Annotated in this window: 16 protein-coding genes; 5 read left to right on the top strand and 11 right to left on the bottom strand. The window is 41.4% G+C overall.

The annotated features are described in order from the left end of the window. Nucleotides 1-151: 151 nt before the first annotated feature. From ACQ2HE_RS15380 to ACQ2HE_RS15365, 4 genes are all read right to left on the bottom strand, one after another. A complete protein-coding gene (locus ACQ2HE_RS15380; RefSeq protein ID WP_430901075.1) occupies nt 152-1,525 on the bottom strand; it encodes a RagB/SusD family nutrient uptake outer membrane protein in 1,374 nt (457 codons plus the stop codon). 24 nt (nt 1,526-1,549) lie between these two features. Beyond that, nucleotides 1,550-4,513 (bottom strand): SusC/RagA family TonB-linked outer membrane protein, encoded by a 2,964-nt coding sequence (locus tag ACQ2HE_RS15375; RefSeq protein ID WP_430901077.1) that lies wholly within the window; start codon nt 4,511-4,513, stop codon nt 1,550-1,552. Between the two features lie 179 nt (nt 4,514-4,692). Beyond that, complete coding sequence (locus ACQ2HE_RS15370) at nt 4,693-6,213, bottom strand: SLC13 family permease (protein ID WP_430901079.1); 1,521 nt, start codon at nt 6,211-6,213, stop codon at nt 4,693-4,695. Nucleotides 6,214-6,219: 6 nt separating this feature from the next. After that, nucleotides 6,220-6,846 (bottom strand): DNA-3-methyladenine glycosylase, encoded by a 627-nt coding sequence (locus tag ACQ2HE_RS15365; RefSeq protein WP_430901081.1) that lies wholly within the window; start codon nt 6,844-6,846, stop codon nt 6,220-6,222. A 72-nt stretch (nt 6,847-6,918) separates the two neighbouring features. Here ACQ2HE_RS15365 and ACQ2HE_RS15360 point away from each other — a divergent pair, with 72 nt between their 5' ends. Together ACQ2HE_RS15360 and ACQ2HE_RS15355 are read left to right on the top strand one after the other, a co-directional pair. After that, nucleotides 6,919-7,680, top strand: a complete 762-nt coding sequence (locus ACQ2HE_RS15360) for an EI24 domain-containing protein (RefSeq protein ID WP_430901083.1) — start codon at nt 6,919-6,921, stop codon at nt 7,678-7,680. 10 nt (nt 7,681-7,690) lie between these two features. Beyond that, nucleotides 7,691-8,398, top strand: a complete 708-nt coding sequence (locus ACQ2HE_RS15355) for an SAM-dependent methyltransferase (RefSeq protein ID WP_430901085.1) — start codon at nt 7,691-7,693, stop codon at nt 8,396-8,398. 6 nt (nt 8,399-8,404) lie between these two features. Here the strand turns inward: ACQ2HE_RS15355 and ACQ2HE_RS15350 are convergent, their stop codons facing one another. Both ACQ2HE_RS15350 and ACQ2HE_RS15345 read right to left on the bottom strand, forming a co-directional pair. Then, nucleotides 8,405-8,800 carry a hypothetical protein gene (locus ACQ2HE_RS15350; protein ID WP_430901087.1) on the bottom strand — a complete coding sequence of 132 codons (396 nt, stop codon included), beginning with the start codon at nt 8,798-8,800 and terminating at the stop codon, nt 8,405-8,407. Between the two features lie 33 nt (nt 8,801-8,833). After that, nucleotides 8,834-10,204, bottom strand: a complete 1,371-nt coding sequence (locus ACQ2HE_RS15345) for a M28 family peptidase (protein WP_430901089.1) — start codon at nt 10,202-10,204, stop codon at nt 8,834-8,836. Between the two features lie 109 nt (nt 10,205-10,313). On the opposite strand from ACQ2HE_RS15345, the gene bshA reads away from it, so the two are divergent. Continuing rightward, nucleotides 10,314-11,447 (top strand): N-acetyl-alpha-D-glucosaminyl L-malate synthase BshA, encoded by a 1,134-nt coding sequence (gene bshA, locus ACQ2HE_RS15340; RefSeq protein WP_430901091.1) that lies wholly within the window; start codon nt 10,314-10,316, stop codon nt 11,445-11,447. Between the two features lie 218 nt (nt 11,448-11,665). Here the strand turns inward: bshA and ACQ2HE_RS15335 are convergent, their stop codons facing one another. From ACQ2HE_RS15335 to porU, 5 genes are all read right to left on the bottom strand, one after another. Continuing rightward, the gene (locus ACQ2HE_RS15335) at nt 11,666-12,931 is read right to left on the bottom strand and encodes a murein hydrolase activator EnvC family protein (protein ID WP_430901093.1); all 1,266 of its coding nucleotides are present in this window, start codon (nt 12,929-12,931) and stop codon (nt 11,666-11,668) included. 121 nt (nt 12,932-13,052) lie between these two features. After that, nucleotides 13,053-13,883: a lipoprotein insertase outer membrane protein LolB1 gene (gene lolB1 / locus ACQ2HE_RS15330; RefSeq protein WP_430901095.1), complete on the bottom strand. Its 831-nt coding sequence runs from the start codon at nt 13,881-13,883 to the stop codon at nt 13,053-13,055. Between the two features lie 116 nt (nt 13,884-13,999). Further along, complete coding sequence (gene ispF / locus ACQ2HE_RS15325) at nt 14,000-14,479, bottom strand: 2-C-methyl-D-erythritol 2,4-cyclodiphosphate synthase (protein WP_430901097.1); 480 nt, start codon at nt 14,477-14,479, stop codon at nt 14,000-14,002. Between the two features lie 93 nt (nt 14,480-14,572). Continuing rightward, a complete protein-coding gene (porV, locus tag ACQ2HE_RS15320) occupies nt 14,573-15,736 on the bottom strand; it encodes a type IX secretion system outer membrane channel protein PorV (protein WP_430901098.1) in 1,164 nt (387 codons plus the stop codon). Nucleotides 15,737-15,916: 180 nt separating this feature from the next. Next, nucleotides 15,917-19,342 carry a type IX secretion system sortase PorU gene (porU, locus tag ACQ2HE_RS15315; RefSeq protein WP_430901099.1) on the bottom strand — a complete coding sequence of 1,142 codons (3,426 nt, stop codon included), beginning with the start codon at nt 19,340-19,342 and terminating at the stop codon, nt 15,917-15,919. Nucleotides 19,343-19,509: 167 nt separating this feature from the next. Here porU and ACQ2HE_RS15310 point away from each other — a divergent pair, with 167 nt between their 5' ends. Then, the gene (locus ACQ2HE_RS15310; RefSeq protein WP_430901100.1) at nt 19,510-21,087 is read left to right on the top strand and encodes an SUMF1/EgtB/PvdO family nonheme iron enzyme; all 1,578 of its coding nucleotides are present in this window, start codon (nt 19,510-19,512) and stop codon (nt 21,085-21,087) included. Between the two features lie 101 nt (nt 21,088-21,188). Next, nucleotides 21,189-22,466 (top strand): UDP-N-acetylmuramoyl-tripeptide--D-alanyl-D-alanine ligase, encoded by a 1,278-nt coding sequence (locus tag ACQ2HE_RS15305; RefSeq protein ID WP_430901101.1) that lies wholly within the window; start codon nt 21,189-21,191, stop codon nt 22,464-22,466. The last annotated feature ends 57 nt before the right edge of the window (nt 22,467-22,523 follow it).

The raw sequence follows: 22,523 nt of genomic DNA, 5'->3' as shown, positions 1-22,523 counted from the left end.
AAGTTCTTTAGTTGGGCTTCGCCTGAAATAACTGAACAACTCAAAAACTAAACAACTCAATTACTCCATATTAGTGGATATAACTAAAAAGAAAGCCCCCATTGCTGGGGGCTTTCTCAAAAACTAAATAATTGAATAACTCAACAACTCCTTAGTACCCTGGGTTCTGTACAATCACTCCACCTGTAGCATCCACTTCTCTTTGAGGAATGGGGAATACCAACAAGTTACTATTCCAAGCAAATGAACCGGTAGCACCTTGCAAGCGTTTGATATCATGGATTCGAACGCCTTCGAATGCCAACTCCAATCTTCTTTCGGCCAATACATCGGCCAAAGTAGGAGCAGCAATTACATTCAAATTGGTGCGAATGGGGTTTCTGATCTCCGCTAAATCGTTCGCAGGAGTATCTCCAACGGTAGTACCTAAACGCAAATTACATTCAGCACGAGTCAAGTACATTTCCGCAATGCGAATTACCGGTAAGTTCATGCTAAACGAGCGCCATTTACCACAATAAAAATTTCCCGGACGAGCGCCTGTACCAACATAATACCACTGATTGAAACGAAGGTCGTTTACATTATAGGTATTTAAGAAGGCAGCTACCATTCTAACGTCGGCACGACCAATACCTGGCAAGCTAGCATAAAAAGTAGCCATTCCATTGTTGGCAGTTCCTGCATTGTTTTGATCATTCTGCTGAATCTCCCAAATGCTTTCGTCGGTATTTTTATTATCGAATACCGCACGAACAGATGCATTCATGGCGTATTTACCGCTTTCAATAACTGCACTTGCAGCATCGCGTGCAGCGGCATAATTGCCTTGTTGTAAATACACTCTGCTTAAAAATGCCAATGCGGTGAATTTATCGGCGCGTGTTCCATTGTCTTCAGGAAGTTTATTGATGGCAGCGCCTAGGTCTGTAATGATTTGCGTATATACATCCGCTACTGTGTTTCTAGGAGCTTTGGCAAATGCCTGCTCTTCAGTAGTAGTGGGAGTGGTTTTAATAACGATGCCGGGTTGAGTATTACCGGCAACCGCACCCCAAGGCAAACCGAAATAACGCACCAATTCAAAATGCATGATGGCACGAGTAAACAAGGCTTCACCTTCCAGTTGATTTTTCAAATCAGCGTCGGTAACAAGGTTAATATTAGCCAATACAATATTGGCCATATTGATGGCTTGATAGGCCGATGTCCACAAAGTATTTGCTTCGCCATTGTCGCGAGTCATGGTTTTATTGGCAATTTGGCGTTGGCTTTGGAAGGTTCCTCTCCAAGAACAGTAGCCTTCGGCAGCTTGAAGATCTGCATCTAAAAACAAACTCGTTCCATACAAAGTGCCACTTCCCATAAGCGAGTAGCAACCGATAACGGCCGATTCTACATCAGAAGCATTCTGAATGGCCGTTGCAGCATCAATGCTTTGACGGGGTTCAATATCTAACTTTTTGTTACAGCTAACCATTACAGCTGCACCCAAAAGTAGACTTGCAATTATATTACGTTTCATAATTCTTTTGTTTGAAGTGATCAATTAGAAGCCAAGATTAAATCCTACACTAATCGTTTTGATTTGAGGAGGAGTATAGAAATCATGACCCAAGTTCAATGAACCGTTAGAAGCGGAGTTAACTTCCGGATCGTATCCATTGTATTTTGTAAAGGTGAACAGGTTAGACGCAGCAACATAAACACGAGCATTCTCCATTTTGTAACGTTGCAACATTCTACGTGGCAAATTGTAACCAAAGTTTACACTCTTTACACGCAAATAAGATCCATCTTGAACCCAGCGAGACGATTTACCGGCTCCATTACCATCGTACAAACGTGGCTGAGGAATATTGGTGATTTGTCCGGGCGTTTTCCAGTAGTTCATTTGGTCTACTGTTTGGTTATCGAAGTAGTCTCCATTTACGCTTTGGAAGAATCCGGCCATATTGTAGAGACTTCCGCCTTTTACAAACTGACACTGAATATCCAAATCAAATCCTTTATAAGAGAAATGGTTGTTGAAACCACCGTAATAATCGGGGTTTGGATTTCCGATTATGGTATCAACTGCTTGTGAGTAATCGTTTGTTTTAGATTTATCAGCAGCATAGTACAACGCGTCTCCGTTGTTGGGATCAACGCCTGCATACATTTTACCATAGAATTGTCCAAAAGGTTGACCTTCTGCCAAACGACCCAATGTTCTTGTTCCGGCAGGAACCGGCGCAACTAATTTGGTCACTTCATTTCTATACGTTGACACATTCACTGAGGCATTCCATTTGAAAGCTCCGGTTAAGATGTTTGCGTTGATTACAAATTCAAAACCACGGTTGGTCATGCTACCGATGTTCTTGGTAACGTTAGTAAAACCATTGACAGCTGGCAAGGGAACGTTCAATAATAAATCACGTGTATTCTTGTTAAAGTAATCTACTTCACCGGTAATACGGTTATTGAAAAATCCGAAGTCGATCCCGAAATCAGCTTGATCTGTTTTCTCCCAGCTCAATGCAGGCACACCAATTTGTGATGCAATGATACCGGCGATATCAGCATAAGCAGAAGCAGAGTACAAACTCAAAGAACTAAAGTTTCCGATTTCAGCATTACCTGTTCTACCATAGCTAGCTCTTGCTTTCAAGAAACTTACCACTGGAGAGTTCTTTAAAAAGTTTTCTTCGGAAATAATCCAACCAACGGAAGCTGCGGGGAAGGTACCGTAGCGATTGTCTTTACCAAAACGACTCGAACCATCTACACGGAAACTAGCACCTACCAGGTAACGATCTTTGAATTTATAGTTTGCTTTCGCGAAATAACTTAAGAAAGCAAACTGTGTTTCTGTAGAAGATCCTGCTTGAATTATAGCCGCACTGGCAATTTTGGTGAAACGACCATTCGGAAAACCAATACCGGTTACTGAAGCACCGCTGGTTTTTCCTCTTTGGTATTCAATACCACCCAAGGCATCAAAAGCATTGTCTTCATTGAACTTCTTTCTATAGTTCAATGTATTGGTTGTTGTAACAATTGCTGAAGTAACTTGGTTACTGAAGCTGTTACCTGTAGGGGCACCATCCAAAGTTTCTTTACCTTGGTATTGCTCTTCTTGCAGGTTATTGAAATCTACACCTACTTGGCTTCTAAACAACAAGTCGGGAGTAATCACCAATTCGCCATAAGCACTGCTGATTGAGCGGTAGGTAGTGTTTACATTGTTTGCATACACTTGATCCAACAAGTTGTTATAATACAAGGTATTTCTGTTGGGCGTACCATCGGCATTGTATTTTGCATGCAAAGGTGGCAATGCGTTCAACTGAAGTGGGTTAGAAAAGGCGTTATCACTGGGAACACGATAGTTACGACTCTTCGCCATTGATAAGTTCAAACCAAATTTCAAACGAGAGCTGATGGTATGATCAATATTTACACGACCGTTACCACGATCTAAACGGTTACCCAATAAGATACCTTTTTGATCGTTCCAGCTTCCGCTTACCAAAAACTTGGTTTTTGCATCACCGCCTGCAAGTGAAACAGTGTATTGAGAGATGCCTCCTTTTTGGAAAGCTGCATCAGACCAATTGGTATTATTGGTACTGTTCCAATCTGTTGTCCCGGTTTCAGCTTCAAATTCATCCGCAGCAACATAACCCATATTGTCAGCGGCTGCGCCAAACAATTCTTTATACTGCGTAGCATTTAAGAATTTTTGCTTTTTTGTTGGCTCACTCCAACCGGTAAAATAACCAATGTTGATTCTTGTTTTACCAACTTTACCCGATTTTGTAGTGATCAACAATACCCCGTTCGATGCACGAGCACCATAGATAGCTGCAGACGCCGCATCTTTCAATACTTCAATGCTTTCGATATCATCTGGGTTCAATGTAGCAAGTGGGTTGTCGCTTTCAGTGAAACTACCCAAAGATTGGGTTACTACAGGAACTCCATCAATTACAACAAAAGGTTGTTGATTGGCAGAGATAGAAGAAATACCACGAACGCGGATATTCAAACCCTGTCCTAATTTACCACTACCCTGATTAATGAATACACCGGGTGCACGACCCTGCAAGGCCGACTCGAATGAAGGCAAAGGCAGGTTTTGGAAATCCTTCGAAGTAACTCTCGCAATAGAAGAAGTTACTTCTCTTTTGATCTTGGTACCATAACCAACCACAACAACCTCTGACAAGGCTTTGTTTGAAGCTACCAATGGAACGCTCATAATAGCGTTAATTGGCAGTTCTAGGTCGGTATATCCAACATAAGAAAAAATGAGCGTAGAGGCAGTTGAAGAAACAGAAATTTTAAAGCTTCCATCCGCTAAACTCACGGTATTCGCCGTTCCGTTCTTCTGTTTAATGGTAACACCAGCCAGCGGGGTACCATCTTTAGAATCTGTAACCTTACCGGTCACTTCCTTCGTTTGTGCAAAGGCGTTCGTGCTGAGTAACAGCAAAAATGCCATACACCATCCATACATGTTTTTCATGCGTGTAAGATTTGGTTAATAAATTGTTCGATCTCGTAACGAGAAAAAGGACACAAAGTTCACAACAGTTGCTGCGAAAACAAATTGTTATAATTTAAACAGTCATTAACTTGTTTAAATGGTTTAATATGAAGGATAAATTTTCACTCTTGAAAGCTAGAAACCTCTCATGAGAAAATTTATTTAAGTGAAGGAATTAGATAAGGAATAATAAAATATGAGAATAGTGTGATCAAGATCAGAGAAATCATATTCATAACGAATCCTGTCTTAACCATTTGATTTAATTTAATATGTCCGCTTGCAAACACAATAGCGTTGGGTGGAGTACCCATAGGCATCATACTTGCACAACTTGCACCTAGCGTCATTGGAATACCTATTAACAAAGGATTAATTCCAAGTGCATCGGCAATACCGGCAATTACAGGTGAAAACACAATTACTTGTGCAATATTACTCATCACTTCACTTACAAAAAGTGAAACAAAACTCACTATTAATACCAAAACAAAGTGATCGGTGCCTGCAAAACCGGCTACCCATTTTCCCAGCATCTGAATCAATCCTGCTTTCTCCAACGCACTTGCAAGGGCAATTCCTCCTCCGAACAACAATAATATACCCCAAGCCATTTTTGAAGTATCACTCCAATCCAATATTTTTCGAGTAGCAGGTTGATGAACTTCTTCCCCGGAAGGAACTACAAACAATGCGAGTGCTCCTAACAAGGCAATAATGGTGTCATCGAGTTTAAACCCTCCGAGTGTAATTGAGCGCCCCACACCAAAACTCAACTTCACCATGTTTTCCGCTAGTAGATAGTTAAGAAGATCCTTAAATATCCACAAGAAAGCAGTGCTACAAAAAATGATCATTACACGCTTTTCAGCGGTATTGATAGGGCCCAGTTGTTGAAGCTCGTGTTTAATGTGTATTCTAGTAGCTTCATCAGATTTCAATTTATTAGGGTATAACCATTTTGTTGAAACCCAATAAAGCGTAACTAAGAGTAAGACAGCGATAGGCAAACAAATCAGCATCCAATCGAAGAACGAAATAGCGTACTTATACTTTTCTTGAATAAAGCTTACGAATGCAACATTAGGAGGTGTTCCTATAATAGTAGCAATACCACCAAAATTACTTGCATACGCGATGGCCAACATGATCGTTAACGCAAAATTCTTAATATTGCCTTCGCCCTTATGATTCTCCCCTACTACTTTAATTACCGATGCTGCGATCGGAAACATCATCATAGTTACAGCTGTATTACTCAACCACATACTTAGGAAGCCGGTAGCTAAAATAAATCCAAGTACAATTCGATCGCCGCTTGTACCCGTAATGTTTACTATGGTTAGTGCTATTCTTTTGTGAAGGTTCCACTTTTCAATTGCTAGACCCAACATAAAACCACCCATGAATAGGAAAATTATAGAGTCGCCATAGCCAACTGCTACTTCTTTTATGGGCGCAATTTTCATGAGAGGAAATAAAACCAAGGGTACCAGCGCTACTGCGGGCATTGGGAGTGCCTCACTTACCCACCAAAAAATCATCAATACGGCCACCGCAAGAACTTTAGCTGCTTTTTCATCAACGCCCAGTGGATTGAGGGTTAGAAACAACACAAATAGAAAAATTCCAATAAAGAATAAGAGAAGTTCTTTGGCTGTAGCAGATAACTGTTTCAAAGCAGGTTATTTTTTCGTTAGCGACTTGGTTTTGCTAACATAAGGATTATTTTTTAGAATAAACCGGTAGAGCCACCGGGCATGTTCGCCGGCATAGTCAACTCCAATTCTTGGTGTTGCCAACACTGCTCCTTTTTTAACCTGAAACCCATCGTCTTCAATTCTTATGATTCCCGAGACCAGATCCACTCCATTGTGAATTTTTGAGAGTCCCAAGGCTTTACACAAATTCCCGGGGCCCCTCGTAATCGTTGGATCCCCTAATTCTTTACCCGTTCTCTTAGCCATCAACTCCTCTCCTTCCAAGGGTTCTACGGCTCGAATCAGCACTGCGTGAGGGTGCTCTATTTTATTGGTTACTACATTAAACATGTGGTGCAATCCATAGCATAAATAAATGTACACTTTTCCGCCTTGTCCAAACATAATTTCAGTTCTCGCGGTTCTTCTATTGTTCCAAGAATGAGCTGCGCGGTCGGTAATTCCTTCATAGGCTTCGGTTTCTACGATGCGCCCAACGGTCTTCCCTTCCGGAAGTTCTGCAACCAGGCGCTTGCCCAATAAGGATTTTGCAACGCTTGTTACATTGGGGTTTTCGTAAAAAGATCGGGGTAATACAGGAAAGCTTGTCACAACGCAAATATTTACCTAAGTTTGGCGGCTTCTGAACCCGAAAACTACGCTAAATCAACGAAATTTACCGCCGTGCTGAAAGAAATCGTAATTGCTATTGAGGCTTTTTTCAGAGCGCATCGTTTTATCAAAAAACACAAGCTCTGGCGCTGGATCTTGATTCCGGGACTGCTTTACATGATCTTATTCATGGCAGGCATGTATTTTTTCTGGAAATCGAGCGATAGTGCCATAAGCTATCTTTCCAATTTAATTGGTATCAGCAAATGGCTGCACGCTTTACACAATCAGTTGATCAGTTTCCTCTTTACAATGGGAGAACTGATGCTCCGCTTGGTATTGTTGTCTTTCTATTTTTCATTGTTCAAATACTTATTCCTCATCATTGGTTCGCCGGTATTCTCTTATTTGAGTGAGAAAACCGAAGCAATTATTGAGGGTAAGACTTACGATTTTTCCATGGCGCAACTATGGAAAGACATGCAAAGAGGTATCAAGCTTTCGGCAAGGAACGCTCTTTGGCAAACCGTGTACGTGATTTCGCTGATCATTCTTAGCTTAATACCGCTCGTAGGGTGGATCACTCCCGTTATTCTACTTTTTATTGAGTGCTACTACTATGGTTTCTCAATGCTCGACTACAGCTGCGAACGCCATCAGCTGTCGGCGTCGAAAAGTGTAGAGTTCATTGGCAAACACAAGGGCTTGGCTATTGGAAATGGGATGGTGTTTTACCTTATGCATCTTGTTCCGTTTGTTGGATGGTTGCTTGCGCCAGCTTATGCGGTAATTGCTGCCACTATTAGCCTTTATCATTGGGAAGAACAAACCTAAAATTAACATCGTGAGTGCAACGCTTTATCTCATTCCTTCTTTACTGTCAGAAAATGGCGTAGAAAGTATTCCTCCTTCCATCAAGAACACAGTGGAGAAGTGTCAGGTTTTTTATGTAGAAAACGAACGTACAGCTCGTCGTTTCTTGAAAAAGATCTGGAAGGAAATGAATATTGACAGTTACGAATGGGTACTCGCCAATAAGGAAACCATCGCCACTCATGAATTGATCAAACAGTTTCAACAGCATATCAAAGAAGGAAAACAGATTGGAGTGCTCAGCGAAGCCGGATGCCCCGGTATTGCAGATCCCGGACAGGTATTAGTAGAAAAAGCGCATCAGTGGGGAGCGAAAGTGGTTCCGTTGGTAGGACCCAGTTCTATTTTATTGGCTTTAATGGCCAGCGGATTGAATGGCCAACAGTTTACCTTTCATGGTTATTTGCCTATTGATCCAAAAGAAAGAGAAAAAGCAATTCGTGATTTAGAAATGCAGTCGGCCAAATCAACCGGCACCCAACTCTTTATTGAAACTCCTTATCGAAACAATGCGTTATTCGATACGCTTGTTAAAACACTCAGGCCTACTACAAAGCTTTGTGTTGCAGCAAACATTACCGACACAAACGAATTCATTCAAACCCACACAGTAAAAGACTGGGCACAAAAAAGACCGGAACTGCACAAGCAGCCGGCCTTGTTTTTATTTCAAGCATAGCCGAATCTAGTTTCCGGCCTTCTCTACTTTGTAAACAAAATAACGGGTATCGCCCCAGAAAGATACTTTCCAAATCTTTTCTTTGTAGTATACTTTTACTTTATAACCCAGAGCAATTGCTGAATCAATTTGCTTTCTGGCTGTAGTATCATTTTCACGAACGGAAAAATCCCACAAGCGAGTTGCTACCCCTGTTCCTGTGCCATTATCGTCTGAAGGCGCTAAAAAACCTTGATCCAATTGACCTTCCCAGGTTTTAAACAGATAGCCTTTGTGACTTAGCTTGATCACTTGTCCTACGCGATAGCCATCGCTATAGTTCCAATAATAAGCCATCAGAACAATTACCATAAAAACCAGTGCAATGATACAGCCTACCCAAAGAATGATTTTTCTTACCATAGTATTGGTTTGAATAAGGTTTATTTATGAGTCTTACAATCCGTATTTATCGATCAAATAAATAAGTGCGGCCATGTTAACAGCACCCAATTCCAATTCACGTTTGTTTACGTTTTCGAACACATCGCTTTTAGCGTGGTGAATGTCGAAATAACGTTGTGAATCGGGAACAAAGCCGGCCAGAGGAGTACCTAGCGCACCCTTCAATGGACCGATATCGGCTCCGCCACCACCATTTGTCAATTCAAATACACCATAGGGCTTGAACAAATCGGCCCATGTTTGCACTTTTTGCAATTGAGAAGGATTGGCCAATGAAAAACCGAAGCCACGTGGTGTAAATCCACCTGCGTCGCTTTCCAAGGCGAAAATGTGTTTCTCACCTTTTTCTTTTGCTTCTTTTGCATAGGCCGTTCCGCCGCGAAGTCCATTCTCTTCATTGGCAAAAAGAACAATGCGAATGGTGTTTTTGGGTTTGTATCCGATGGCTTTTAATACGCGTAAAACTTCTATAGAATGAACACAACCAGCACCATCATCGTGCGCCCCTTCAGCCGGATCCCAACTATCGAGGTGACCACCAATGGTGATGATTTGTTCCGGGTGTTCAGTTCCAATTAATTCACCAATTACATTATGGCCCTTTTCGTCGGGTAACATTTGTGCATTCGTTTTCAAAAAGCCACTTACTTTTTTGTTAGCAGCTAATGCAGCGGCAAGTTTATCTGCATCTTCTAATCCAACTGCGGCAGCCGGAATTTTCGAATAGGTTGTATCATAATTCATCGCTCCGGTGTGTGGGTGGTTATCGGTAGAATGACTCATAGAGCGCACCAAAACTGCGAGTGCACCATATTTAGCGGCTCTACTAGCGCCGGTACCACGATAGCGACTTGCATCGCCATAGCTTTGAAATGTTTTTACAAATTTGGAATTGAACTTGTAGTTATAGAATACAATTTTGCCTTTGATTTCATCTTTCCTTTTTTCTAATTCTTCGAAAGAATTAATAAGGATGATAGGAGCGCTCACGCCTTTGGGCCCCGACCCCATTGAATTTCCGAGTGCCAAAACGTTTAAGGCAATCTTCTTTCCATCAATCAAATAGTAAGCTTCTTCTTTCGCACCCCTTACCCAATGAGGTACCATACATTCTTGCAACCAAACCTTATCGGCTCCGGCAGCTTGCAGCGCTTTTACGCCCCAAGACTCTGCTTTTAGCATTTGAGGGGAACCGGCCACACGTCCTCCCACTGTTTTACATAAAACGCGGAGGTTTTCATAAGCTTTTCCATTCACTAAAATTTCATCAGCTATGTTTCTAATCATCAGCGAATCATCGCTTTGAGCCATGGCCGATCCGGCCAGTAATGCAAGAACAGGTGTAAACAATTTTCGAAGCATGGGTGTTAATTTGGCTTAAAGGTAATCAATTTGGCCGCTCATTTTCCCGGAACGGTAAACCCCGGTTCAAAAAATAAGGCTACCTTCGAAAACTTAATTGTTAGCGTATATGAGAATTGGCATTGTTTGCTATCCAACTTTTGGCGGTAGTGGTGTTTTGGCAACGGAATTAGGAAAGGCATTGGCCGACAAAGGACATCAAGTACATTTTATTACCTATCAGCAACCCGTTCGATTGAGCGAGTTCAATGCAAATATTTATTATCACGAAGTATTGGTGCCTACTTATCCATTGTTCGACTATCCCCCTTACGAAACTGCCTTAGCAAGCACCATGGTTGATGTAATTGTAAACAACAACCTCGATTTACTGCATGTTCACTATGCCGTTCCGCACGCTTCAGCCGGCTATATGGCCAAAATGATATTAGCAAAACAAGGCAAACACATACCCGTTATCACAACTCTTCACGGTACCGATATTACACTCGTAGGAAAGGACAAGACTTTCGCACCGGTGGTTACCTTTTCCATCAACGAATCAGATGCCATTACAGCGGTATCTGAAAACTTGAGAGATGAAACTTATAAGAATTTCGTGGTTGAAAAAGAAATTCAAGTAATTCAGAACTTCGTAGATTTTAAACGTTTCCGTAAAAAACCAATTGATGCGTTCAGACGAGTAATTGCTCCAAACGGGGAAAAGATCGTGATGCATGCATCTAACTTCAGAAAAATAAAAAGAGTAGGTGATGTAGTGAAGATCTTTGAAAAAATTTCGAAAAAAGTACCCAGTAAATTATTATTCGTTGGTGATGGGCCCGAACGTGCAATGGCAGAGGGAATGTGTAGAGATTTAGGTTTGTGTGATGATATGCGCTTCGTAGGTCGACAAGAGCAAATGGAAGATATCTTAGCCATTTCTGATTTATTCCTCCTCACTTCTGAATATGAAAGTTTTGGATTGGCTGCACTTGAAGCAATGGCTGCCGGTGTACCCGTTATCAGTACCAATGCGGGTGGATTGCCTGAAATTAATGTAGAAGGAGTTACAGGCTTCCTAGGCAATATTGGTGATATCGATACCATGAGTGAAGCAGCCATCAAACTATTGTCAAACCCTCACTTGCTGCAACAGTTCAAAACCAATGCAGTGAATCATGCCGAAAAGTTTGATATCGATAATGTGGTGCCTATTTATGAGGAATTGTATATGAAACAACTAGAGGCAATTAATAATTAAGAATTAATATTCAAAAAGAGAGGCCCGTTGCTGCGCAACGGGCCTCTCTTTTTGAATAATTTTTTTCGGTATAGGATCTCATTCATCTTCGCAGAATTGGCTTTCGCTTTTTCTTCTATTAATACGCTGCCACACGAATCATCACATCAACCAATTCCCACATTGATCTACCGGGCTGTTCAATTATTAATTCTTAATTATCAATTATTAATTTCTCCCTATCGTCTCTTAATCCACGCTTCCGGATCCACGTTGGTACTTTCTCTCATCAACAAGAATTCGATTTCACCCGATCCGTCATTGTTAGTTGAAGCTCGTCCTAAAGATTGGCCTGCCGTTACTTTTTGTCCTTTACTAATAGACACATTCGCCAATCCGCCATAAGAAGTAAAGTACTTACCGTGCTTTACCAATACAGCATAATTTCCTTCTACATCGAACACCGCAATTACTTCACCTTCAAAAATCGACTTCACTGAAGCATTCACATCCGTTTCAATGGTAAGGCCGGGGTTGTTCCCATTAACTGTTGTATTCTCGATGGAATAAGTTCCAAACCCAATTTTGATTCTTCCTTTGTCAACCGGCCATGGCAACCGGCCTTTGTTCTTTTCAAAATCGGCCGAAATGATGGCGCCTTCCGGAGTAGATTCCAACACACTATTGCTTCTAGATTTCACTTTTGGAGCGGTTGCCGTTGTGTTTCCCGATGCTTTGTTAGCTTCATCTTCTTTTTTCGCAGCGGCAGCGGCGGCAGCTCTTGCTTTCTCTGTTTCACGTCGGATGGCGGCCGCAATACCATCTCTTAATTTTTTATCCGCTCTCGCTTTTGCTGTTATTTCTCTGTTGATTTCTTTTTCTCTTGCTTTCAGTCCTTTCACCACATCATCCTTCTCCTTTTTTTCTTCTTGCAACACCATTTTTTCCTTCTCCTGCTTACCCAACACTTCGTCTTTTTGCTTTCTGGTTTGCTCCAGCATGGCAATTTTTTGTTGCAACTGATTTTGTGTGGTTTTAATGTTCTCCGCTTGCTGTTGACGGAAGTTGCGATAGGTTTTCAAGTATTCAACACGCTTTACCGCGTCGTTAAAACTAGCCGCCGAAAAAACGAAATTCAGAAAATCGTAGTTGCTCCGATTCTTATAAGCGTACATCACACTTTTCTCATACTGATTCTTGAGGGTATCGAGCTCCATTCTCAACTTGTTGATCTCTGAACGACTTTGATTGATCGTTCCCTGAATCATATTTATTTGAGCACTAATATTGTCGATGGCTTTTTGGCGCAATCGCAGCTTTTGTTGCACCAGTGCTAACTGACCTAAACTGGCCTTCTTATTCTTTTGAGTTGCTCTAAGTGTTTCTTTCAGATCATCAATCTCTTTCTGGATTTCTGCTTGTTGGCGTCTAAGCTCATCTGAACTCTGGGCATTGGCCATCATTCCAATTGCGATAAAAAAACAGAGGAAGAGTAGTTTGCGCATGCGATTGTTTTTTCGGTTTAATCTATATACTGGATGAATGAAACTCTTATTTGCACAGATTATTTTAAGGTTCGGCCTACTTTAACGTGATGCTAACGCAAACCTTAACACAATCTAAAAATTATTGCTTTTTATAGTTTCTGGGAACGCTGAACGGAAAACTCAAGTCTTGATCGAAATCGAATTGTTTGTATTCCATTTCAATATCAAGCTTGCTTTTCTCTTGCACGGTAATTTTACGGAAAGTTGAAAAAGGTTGATTGTTCTTTTTCTGGTATTCCCCATAAATTACTAAGCAGGTTCTAGCGCGGGTAGGATCTATATCGTCTAATTTACAATTTTGCAGCGTATAATCGGCAGGGTTAACCGATAATAATTGTTTGAAAAAATTACCGAAGGAATACAAAGACAATGATTTATCGTCTTTTTTATAACTAACCACATTCGTATCCAGATAAACAGGATCTCCAATGATCAAATTTTGCAATTCCTTGAATCCAAAAGGTAATTGCGATAATTCTTGCAGTCCACTTACAGCTCGGTATTGAACCACTTTATCGAGCTTATTGAGCACTTTCACGCTGTCGGGAGTAACAATTACTCTAAACGCTTCAATTCCAAGTACAGCATCAATTTTGATCCATAGAATGCTGTCCTTCTTCAACCGTATAAAGGCATTGAAATCATTTTTTTTGCCGTCTTTGTCTTCAAAATTCACCTTTACCTTGGCGGAAAACGTTTTAAAGCCAACTCTATTACTATCGATTTTATGGATCGCTTCGCTTATGAATTTAATAGAATCTGCATGTAAGTCTACTTCAGGTGTTGGAGCTACTGCTACTACGGTATCTATCTTAGTAGTTATTACATTTTGAATCTTCTTGGTAGATCTACAACTGTACAAAACAGTGGCGACCGCTAGCAATATTAAATAAGATGTAATTTGTTTCATGAGTCAATATTTGCCGGCTTACTTACTGCTGCCGACATTTCGAATAGAACAAAATTAAGATTTGTTAAGCAGCGAACCGGTAGATTGTTGTTGAATTATTGCTAAAGAAAGGGCGATCACTTCTTCTTTAACAAGGCATTCGCATATGCCACAAGCCCCTCTTCTCTCCCCACAAATCCCATTTTCTCAGTAGTGGTTGCTTTTATTGATACATCATCGAGGCTTACTTCCAAAATGGCTGCTATGATTGCTCTCATTTCAGGACTATACTTTTTGATCTTTGGCGCTTCCAAACAGATGGCTGCATCCACGTTTACAATTTCATAGCCTTTCGATGAAATCAGATCATAACAATGCTTAAGCAAAATTTTACTATCGATGTCTTTGAAGCGTTCATCGGTATTGGGAAAATGAATCCCAATATCCCCTAGTGCCAAAGCCCCTAACAAGGCATCGCAAATAGCATGTAAGAGCACATCTGCGTCGCTATGTCCAAGTGAACCTTTATGATAAGGGATTTTCACCCCACCTATCCAAAGGTCTCTTCCTTCAACCATTTGATGAAAATCGATGCCAAATCCGATGCGATAACTCATGAGTTAGAATTGTGGCACAAAGATACTCCTCCTGAAAGCAAAAAAGCACCCTGAATTGAGATCAGGATGCTTTTTATTATTTAAAGAAGCTGCTTATTTCGCATCTCCATCAATATCGAAGATCATACCGAAACGTAAAGTATTAGACAATGGGTTTCTGTTTACACCCTGCCCTGAAGGAACCAAGTAAGAGAAGTTCAAGCCAAACACGTTATACTTGATACCGAAACCAACGGTAAAGTATTTACGGTTACCCTTGTTTTTGTCTTCGTAGAAGTATCCGGCTCTTACACTGAACTGATTGTTGTAGGTATATTCACCCCCAACTGATACAGTCATCTCACGAAGTTCTTCGCCAAAACCACCTGGAGCATCCCCAAATGAGCTAAACCAGCTGCTTACGATACTTTTGCTTCTATAACCTGCAATAGCTGTTGAATCGGTGGCATAGTCGCCGGTGAATTTAGGAGGTGTAGGAACCAATAATTTATGAATGTCTAAACCGAAAGTGATGCTATTGTTCTCATCAAATGCTTTGGTATAAGTAGTACCTAAACCAAGATCTGCAGGGATGTAATCTTTTTGTGTTGCATCGTTGGTGTAGCCAATTTTAGTTCCTAAGTTGGTTAATGCTGCACCAAAATTCCAGCCACTTCCTTCTGCATTGATTCCATGATAGTAGAATGAAAGATCACCTGCAACGGCATTACCTGCTTTATAGGTGGTACTTCCAATTACTTGGCCTGCTGCCAAATTTGAATAGATGTAGCGCAACGCTAAACCTATACCCATTTTACTGCTCAATTTACGAGAGTAACCGAAGTCGAGTCCAAATTCACGAGGACGACCCTCGCCAAAATCGACACCACTGATATCAGTAAACTGAATATTACCCAAACTAAAATAACGAACCCCCGCAGAAAGTGCTTGGTCATCATCTAGTTTGTAGTATCCTCCAAAAGATAGTAAGTATACATCGTTCAATCCAAGATCTTTCAACCATGGAGTGTATGTTAATCCGAAACTGGAGTTGTTTTTCGCGAAGGGTGTTTTTGCTAAATTGTAAAAACCCGAATTGGCGTCAGGCGAAGTAGCCATGGAAAGGTCTCCCATACCACCTGCGCGTGCGTCCGGTGAAATGCGCAGAAAGGGTACTGCAGAAGTCACCACATTTATTGTATCCGTTTGTGCCTTCAAGGTGTTCATTCCGGCCAATACGAATAGCAGGGCAGTCAACTTTACGATCTTACGTTTCATACTAGAGTTTGTCTTTTGTATGCTGCTCTTTAGATTCCTCGAATAATGATGCCTTTCAGGATGCGGAGATTCCTGTTTTGGTGAGAGGCTAAAGTAGCCAGCAGTATTGGTTTAAGGGTAAATTTTATTCGATAATCTAACGATGAGATGTGCTAAAATAAGGATTTTACATTAACAATTTTATAATAAATACAATTTTTCCCAAGTCTCGGCTATCTTACCATCAAGGGTTTTCACCCTTAATTTATAAATGTAAACCCCTCGACCCAGTTTTGAACCAAATTCATCACGGCCATCCCATTCTACTTCATCAGAACGATTTCCGACCGCAAATATTGTTGTTTTCAAGGTTTTTACCAGTTTGCCACCTACGGTAAAAATCTGAACGCTAATGTCTAAGCTCTCCCCCGGTCTGTTGTGTAAAAACCAAAATCCTGTTCTCGTACTAAAGGGGTTTGGGTAATTTAGAACACGTTCAATCGTGAACTTATCCGAACCAACCACCCGAAAACTCAACTCCTTTACACTCGAATTGTTCAATACGTCCCATACTTTGATACTGATCCGGTGCTCTCCCTCATCTAAAATCGGCAATAGATAACGCACTTCTCCTTTTTTATATTGATCCTTATCGGCAACATAATATTGATTCAAAACAAAAATTTTGGTTGGGTCGTCATCTATTTGAATTGTTATATCATGGCCAATTCCTGTACCAATGATGTTTATTCCTGATGAATCAGACAGTTTCAAGAGTAAAAGCGGGCGGTTGTTGACAATACCACCGCTTACAAATTTCTCGTCGTTCAAATAGGCCTTAATGGCCGGACCTTGCACATCAATCACACCACTGCCCGTTCCCCCAACTAACACACTGTCTGTTGCTCCATGCGCTTCGCCAATCTCACTGCTTGCATAAAACCGAAGCAAACCCTTCCCCAAAGCGTAATTGATGTCTTTGGGAACAATAAATTTCAAAGTAAATCGGCCGCTGCTCGCAGCTACTGAACCTTTGAACAATGCGTTGTTTTGGGAAACATAAGTAGTGATCGGACTACCCGGATCATTACCCAGCGTAGGCAGGTTTTGGACTTTGTCGTACACTGTGGCAAATACCGTTCCATTATAGCCGGAAAGCAGATTTCCTTGCTCATCACTAATGATTCCACTTATACTACAGGAATCAGTAGCCTTTAGGGTATCCAGCGCCAACGAGGGTTGTTTGCCATTCACTTCCGTTACGTGAACCTTGAACTTTGGAATCGCCAGTGTCAATGCCGGATCTCCCAAAAGCGTGAATTTTCGGTTGTTCACCAAATCACCAAAGGTTTGATATGTCAAGTTTTTCGCATCCTTCACTGCCTCACCCAAGCTTCGATAATTCCCATCCGTTTTTCGTTGCAAGGCAATATCCAAATAGTTTTTGTTCATGATTCGGTTGCTATAGGCAAAAACCAGTCGGGTAGTGGTCATTAACGCAATAGCACCTGTTTTGGGTCGTAACAATAAGTTCTCACCGATAGAACTGATGAGCGGATTGTCGAAAGGAGCTACATCGCAAGTGGCGGTAACAAAAAGAGGCAGTTTCCCCTCATTTTTTAGTTGGTTGATGATGTCTTGATCTAGGATTACTTCTTCGGTCAATCTTCGAAATCCACCGTGCCCGCTGAAATTCCAGATCAAAGTACCATTCGAAAAATTGTTTTGAATCGCTTGATTTACTCCCGGATAACGCTGGCCTCCCGCAAAACTTTCCTGCTTAAAAGCATCCAAGTAAATTTTTTCCGTTTGCAATGCCGGTTCTACTTGATTTGCGCTTGCTGCAATTAATTCTGCATCTTGCAAGTGCAGGTTGTTGTCTTCATCATCTGCAACAAAACTGATCGTGTTTTTCCAAGGACCATTGTTGCTATTGTTATGGTACGCCAGTATCTTATCAACTATTGCCGTGGCTTCTGCAATGGTAGCTGCAGGTATTCTTCCAATAGCAATATCAAGTAAAGGTGTACCGGGAGCATTGATATCTTCTCGATCATCTAAAAAACCGAAATAATCATCCGATGTATAAGTACTCAATGGATCAAATGAGGAACTACTTTGAAAACTCGGAACAAAATTCGTATTTCCTTTGATTCTATTTTTATAGTCGAAAGAGCCGTCGCCGAACAACAACAAGTACTTGGGACGTTTGGAAAGATCTTGACCTGCTCTATCGTAAAACATTTTTACAAAGTCTCGTAAAGCAGTAGGGTCGGGAGTTCCGGAGGAAAACTCTTCATAAACTTGATCAGTGGTTGCGATAAAAGAACTAAGTCCGTCTCTTTGCTGATGATAGGCAGCTAATCGAGTGGCTTGTGGCAAAAGCTCTTTCGAACAAACAATTATAAATGGAACAGTGGGAGCAGCATGAAGGTCTTGATTAGCAATAGCCCCTACTGCTTTTGGAATGAAATAACCAGAAGCAGTATGCGCAACAAATTCACGCAAGCTGTCGGCTTCTCGGGTGAACGTATATTCGCTTCCAACTAAAGCTCCGTTCATTTTAACAGGGCTTTCAGGATGTGTGACATCCCAAACTCCATTCAAAACATTACCATTAGCTACTTTGTAAGCAATGGCAACTCCTGGTTGAATAGGATCCGATACTCTAAAATTCAATTGTGAGGAAGCAGAAACAGTCAATAAAGCCTTCCCTTGTACTTCCCACCAATTAAGCCATGCCTGAGCGCCAAAACCACCGGGTTGTGCCTGTATGGTAAGAGTATTAGTGGACGCGCTCGCAGAAGCATTGAAACTACGTTGTTCTTCTCTGGCAAATACGTCGAATTGCCCCCCGGAAACGGCTGCCACGGAAAAACTACCTAAGGCAGTTCCATTGAGCAATAAATTTACATTAGTGGGCTGGCCAAGGGAACGCGCCACCAAAGCGGTTGTTAAACGTAAGGTAGAACCTGCAACAGCCGAAAGCCCTAGATCAAACGTTTTGGTCAACCCTCTGCCGGGTAATTCGGAAAACTCCTCTCCCACCCATTCTGCGCCGCTACTGAGAAAGTTGATAGAATCGAGTTCATAAAAGTTTCGAAAATCGTATTGACTAACAGTGGTTGTTGCCAAAGGGGGCAAGTTTTGCGTAGTAACGCGCTTGCCGGAACCCTGAATTGTAATATAATAGTAGGAAACATCGGAATAACGATTCTTGGAATGTGTAAACTGTCGGTCCGAATTGTTAAAATTCCATTGTTGAGGGCCGGGGGCATAAAAAAGACAATAATCCGACCCATCGAAATTGCCGTCCCCGCCATCAATAACTTCAATGGCCAATTCTTGGAGGTCGTCAACTAAATTTTTGCCTGCCTCAGAGGGGAGCATCCAACCATTATTTCCAAAAATTCGTAAAGAAGATGAGGAAATTGTTCCGGAAATTCCCAAATTTGCCAAAAGGCTTCGGTCTACTTTATAAATTCCCGCTTTATCGATTGAAATTTTATACCACTTACCGTTAGACAGCACACTATGGGGAGCATAGGTTCTCTGACCGAACAAGCCCAAACTCCCGGCCAAAAAACAGCATAAGAGAAATCCTGTATGTACAACCCTGGCCAACATAGGTTAAAAATAGGTCTTTTTTAACGTAACAATAAATGCACCTAAAGTGTTGTTTTACAGAAGTTACCTATATTCGTACCCGGTCTAAAAAACAAGTTCATTATCCGTACAATATTCGAAACAATTATCCGTTTATCATTATTGAACCAAAGGCAAAAGCTATCAAAATGAATCTGAAAAACCTTTTAATTCTCGCCGCATGCAGTGCTTCCCTGGCATCTTGTAAGATGTTTGGAAAGAATAAAACGGCGCAGTCTAGTGTTACCGGTTGGAACTACAATGACAAAAACATGGGTGGATTCCAGGTATCGCAAGAGAAAGAACAACGTACCGGTCCGGGCTTAGTATTCGTTGAGGGTGGTACCTTCACGATGGGAGCTGCGGAAGAAGATGTTATGGGCGACTGGAATAACATTCCTACCCGTAAAACAGTAAACTCTTTTTACATTGACCAAACAGAGGTGGCCAACGTTCACTATCGTGAGTACCTCTATTGGATCAACAACATATTCGATGGTGACGAGTATGCTGCCGTACGCGAAGGCGCTTTACCGGATACCCTGGTTTGGCGTAGCGAGTTGGCTTATAACGAGCCGCTGGTAGAATACTACTTCCGCCACCCTTCTTACAACTATTACCCAGTTGTAGGGGTAACTTGGAGACAAGCTGCTGATTTCTGTTTATGGCGTACAGACCGCGTGAACGAAAAAGCCTTGATCGACAAGCAATTCATCAACAAGAATACACTCAAAAATATCCAAGGTCAGGGTGCTGAGTCTTTCAATACGAAATCGTATTTGTTAGGTTTAACCACTCCTACTCCGGGTGCCGGCGCTCGTTCAAAAAAGAACCCGCTGAAAAACCCGAATGGTACTCCTCGTACTCAGGTAACTTTTGAAGATGGTATCTTGTTACCGGCTTACCGCCTTCCAACAGAAGCAGAGTGGGAATATGCTGCTCTTGCATTAGTTGGTCAAAACCCGAAGTCTTCTAAGAAAGAAGGTCAACGTGGTGAGGAATTGGTTACCAATAAACAAGTTTATTCTTGGAGTCAGAACGTAAACGGTATGCGTGATAGCCGCCGTGGAAGCTGGCAAGGTACTTTCCTTGCAAACTTCAAAAGAGGTAATGGTGATAACATGGGGGTTGCAGGTGGTTTGAACGACCGCGCTGTGTATACTGCTCCGGTTAACTCATTCTTCCCTAATGCTTTTGGTATTTACAATATGTCTGGTAACGTTAACGAGTGGGTTGCGGATGTTTACCGTCCTTTATCTAGTACTGATAATGACGATATCGCTCCTTTCCGTGGTAACTATTTCCAGAAAGACATTAAGAATAAAGACGGTGAATTCGAAAAAGATAGCTTAGGTCGTGTAAAACGCACTTTCGTTACTGATGAAGAAAGCAAAAACCGTCGTAACTATCAAAAAGGTAATGTAATCAACTACCTCGATGGTGACTCATTATTGGTAGGTATCGGTTACGAAACTGAAAAAGAAAGAGGTCGTGGTTATGGTATCACTACTTTGATCAGCGACAAGAGCCGCGTAATCAAAGGGGGTAGCTGGAACGACCGTCCTTATTGGTTGGCTCCTGGTGCACGTCGCTTCATGGAAGAAGACCAAACCAGCAGCACAGTAGGTTTCCGTTGCGCTATGGACCGCTTGGGTAGCCCAGAAGGTAATGGCCGCAAAACAGGTATTCACTACCAACAAAGAAGACAGAACACGCGCAAGCGATAAAATAAGTTGATCGTACTTTTAGAATCCCGAAGAGTTATTCTTCGGGATTTTTTTTGAATTCATTTTACTGTTAAATCCCAATTATTCGGCACTTTTGCTTTATGACAATTGCATCCCTCTATCAAATATTCCTTCAGTATCCAAACATTACCACTGATACCAGAAAGCTAGAAAAAGACACGCTTTTTTTCGCTTTAAAAGGACCCAGCTTTAATGGAAACAACTTCGCCAAAGCTGCATTGGAAGCAGGCGCTGCCTATGCCATTATTGATGAGAAAGAGTTTTATGTTAATGAACGCACTATTTTGGTGGAAGATGTTTTATCCACCCTTCAGCAATTGGCAAAACATCACCGAGAACAATTCACAATTCCATTTATTGCAATTACCGGTAGTAATGGAAAAACCACTACTAAAGAACTCATTCATACCGTGCTTTCAGGGAAGTACAAAACTTATACAACAGAAGGAAACTTAAACAATCATATCGGCATCCCACTCACTATTCTTAAAGTTAGAAAAGATGCAGAAATCGCTGTTATTGAAATGGGTGCCAATCACCAGAAGGAAATACAAGGTTATTGTACCTACACCTTACCAACACATGCCGTAATTACCAACTGCGGGAAAGCCCATTTAGAAGGATTTGGCGGCGTTGAAGGCGTTCGAAAAGGAAAGGGCGAACTCTACGATTTCATTCGTGCAAATAATGGAACCGCCTTTGTAATGTGGGATTACGACTATTTACAAACGATGAGTAAAGGCATCAGAGAAGTGATCACTTATGGAACGGCCAATGCTCAATTAAATGGTCATTTAATTCAAAGCGATCCATTCCTAGAAGTAGGCATTGACGGAGAAACTCCCTTTTCCATACAAACACATTTGGTGGGCTCTTATAATTTACCCAATGTGTTGGTTGCCGTTTCCATTGGCAAATACTTTAAAGTAGCAGATGAAGTAATAAAAAATCAAATTGAACAGTACATTCCTTCAAACAGTCGATCTCAATTAGTTAAAAGAGGGAGCAACTCATTTATTCTTGATGCGTACAATGCCAATCCAAGCAGTATGAAATTAGCCATCGAAAATTTCGCCGGCTTGCCAGGAGATAAAAAAGTATTGTTATTGGGTTCGATGGCCGAATTGGGAGAAGAGTCGGCTGCTGAACACGATGCCATCATTGCTTTGATCGGGAAATACAAATGGGAAGAAGTTGTTTTAGTAGGACCCGGATTTCAAACGGCTAAACATGCTTACAAGAAATTCGCAAACAGTGAAGAGGCTGCTCAATGGTTCAACAACGAAAGCTTTGAAAACACCCAATTTCTAGTGAAAGGCTCCAGATCTACGAAGATGGAAAAAGTGATCGGGGCTTAAAAATGCACGGTCCCGAGATCGGGACCGTCTTGCCAACTCAACTGCTATTTGTTGTAT

It is taken from the genome of Endoryza foliicola, assembly GCF_050589245.1.
In the GTDB taxonomy this organism is placed as follows: Bacteria; Bacteroidota; Bacteroidia; order Chitinophagales; family Chitinophagaceae; genus Endoryza; species Endoryza foliicola.
The sequence above is the reverse complement of the archived record's forward strand: the minus strand, read 5'-3'. Positions and strand labels throughout refer to the sequence as shown.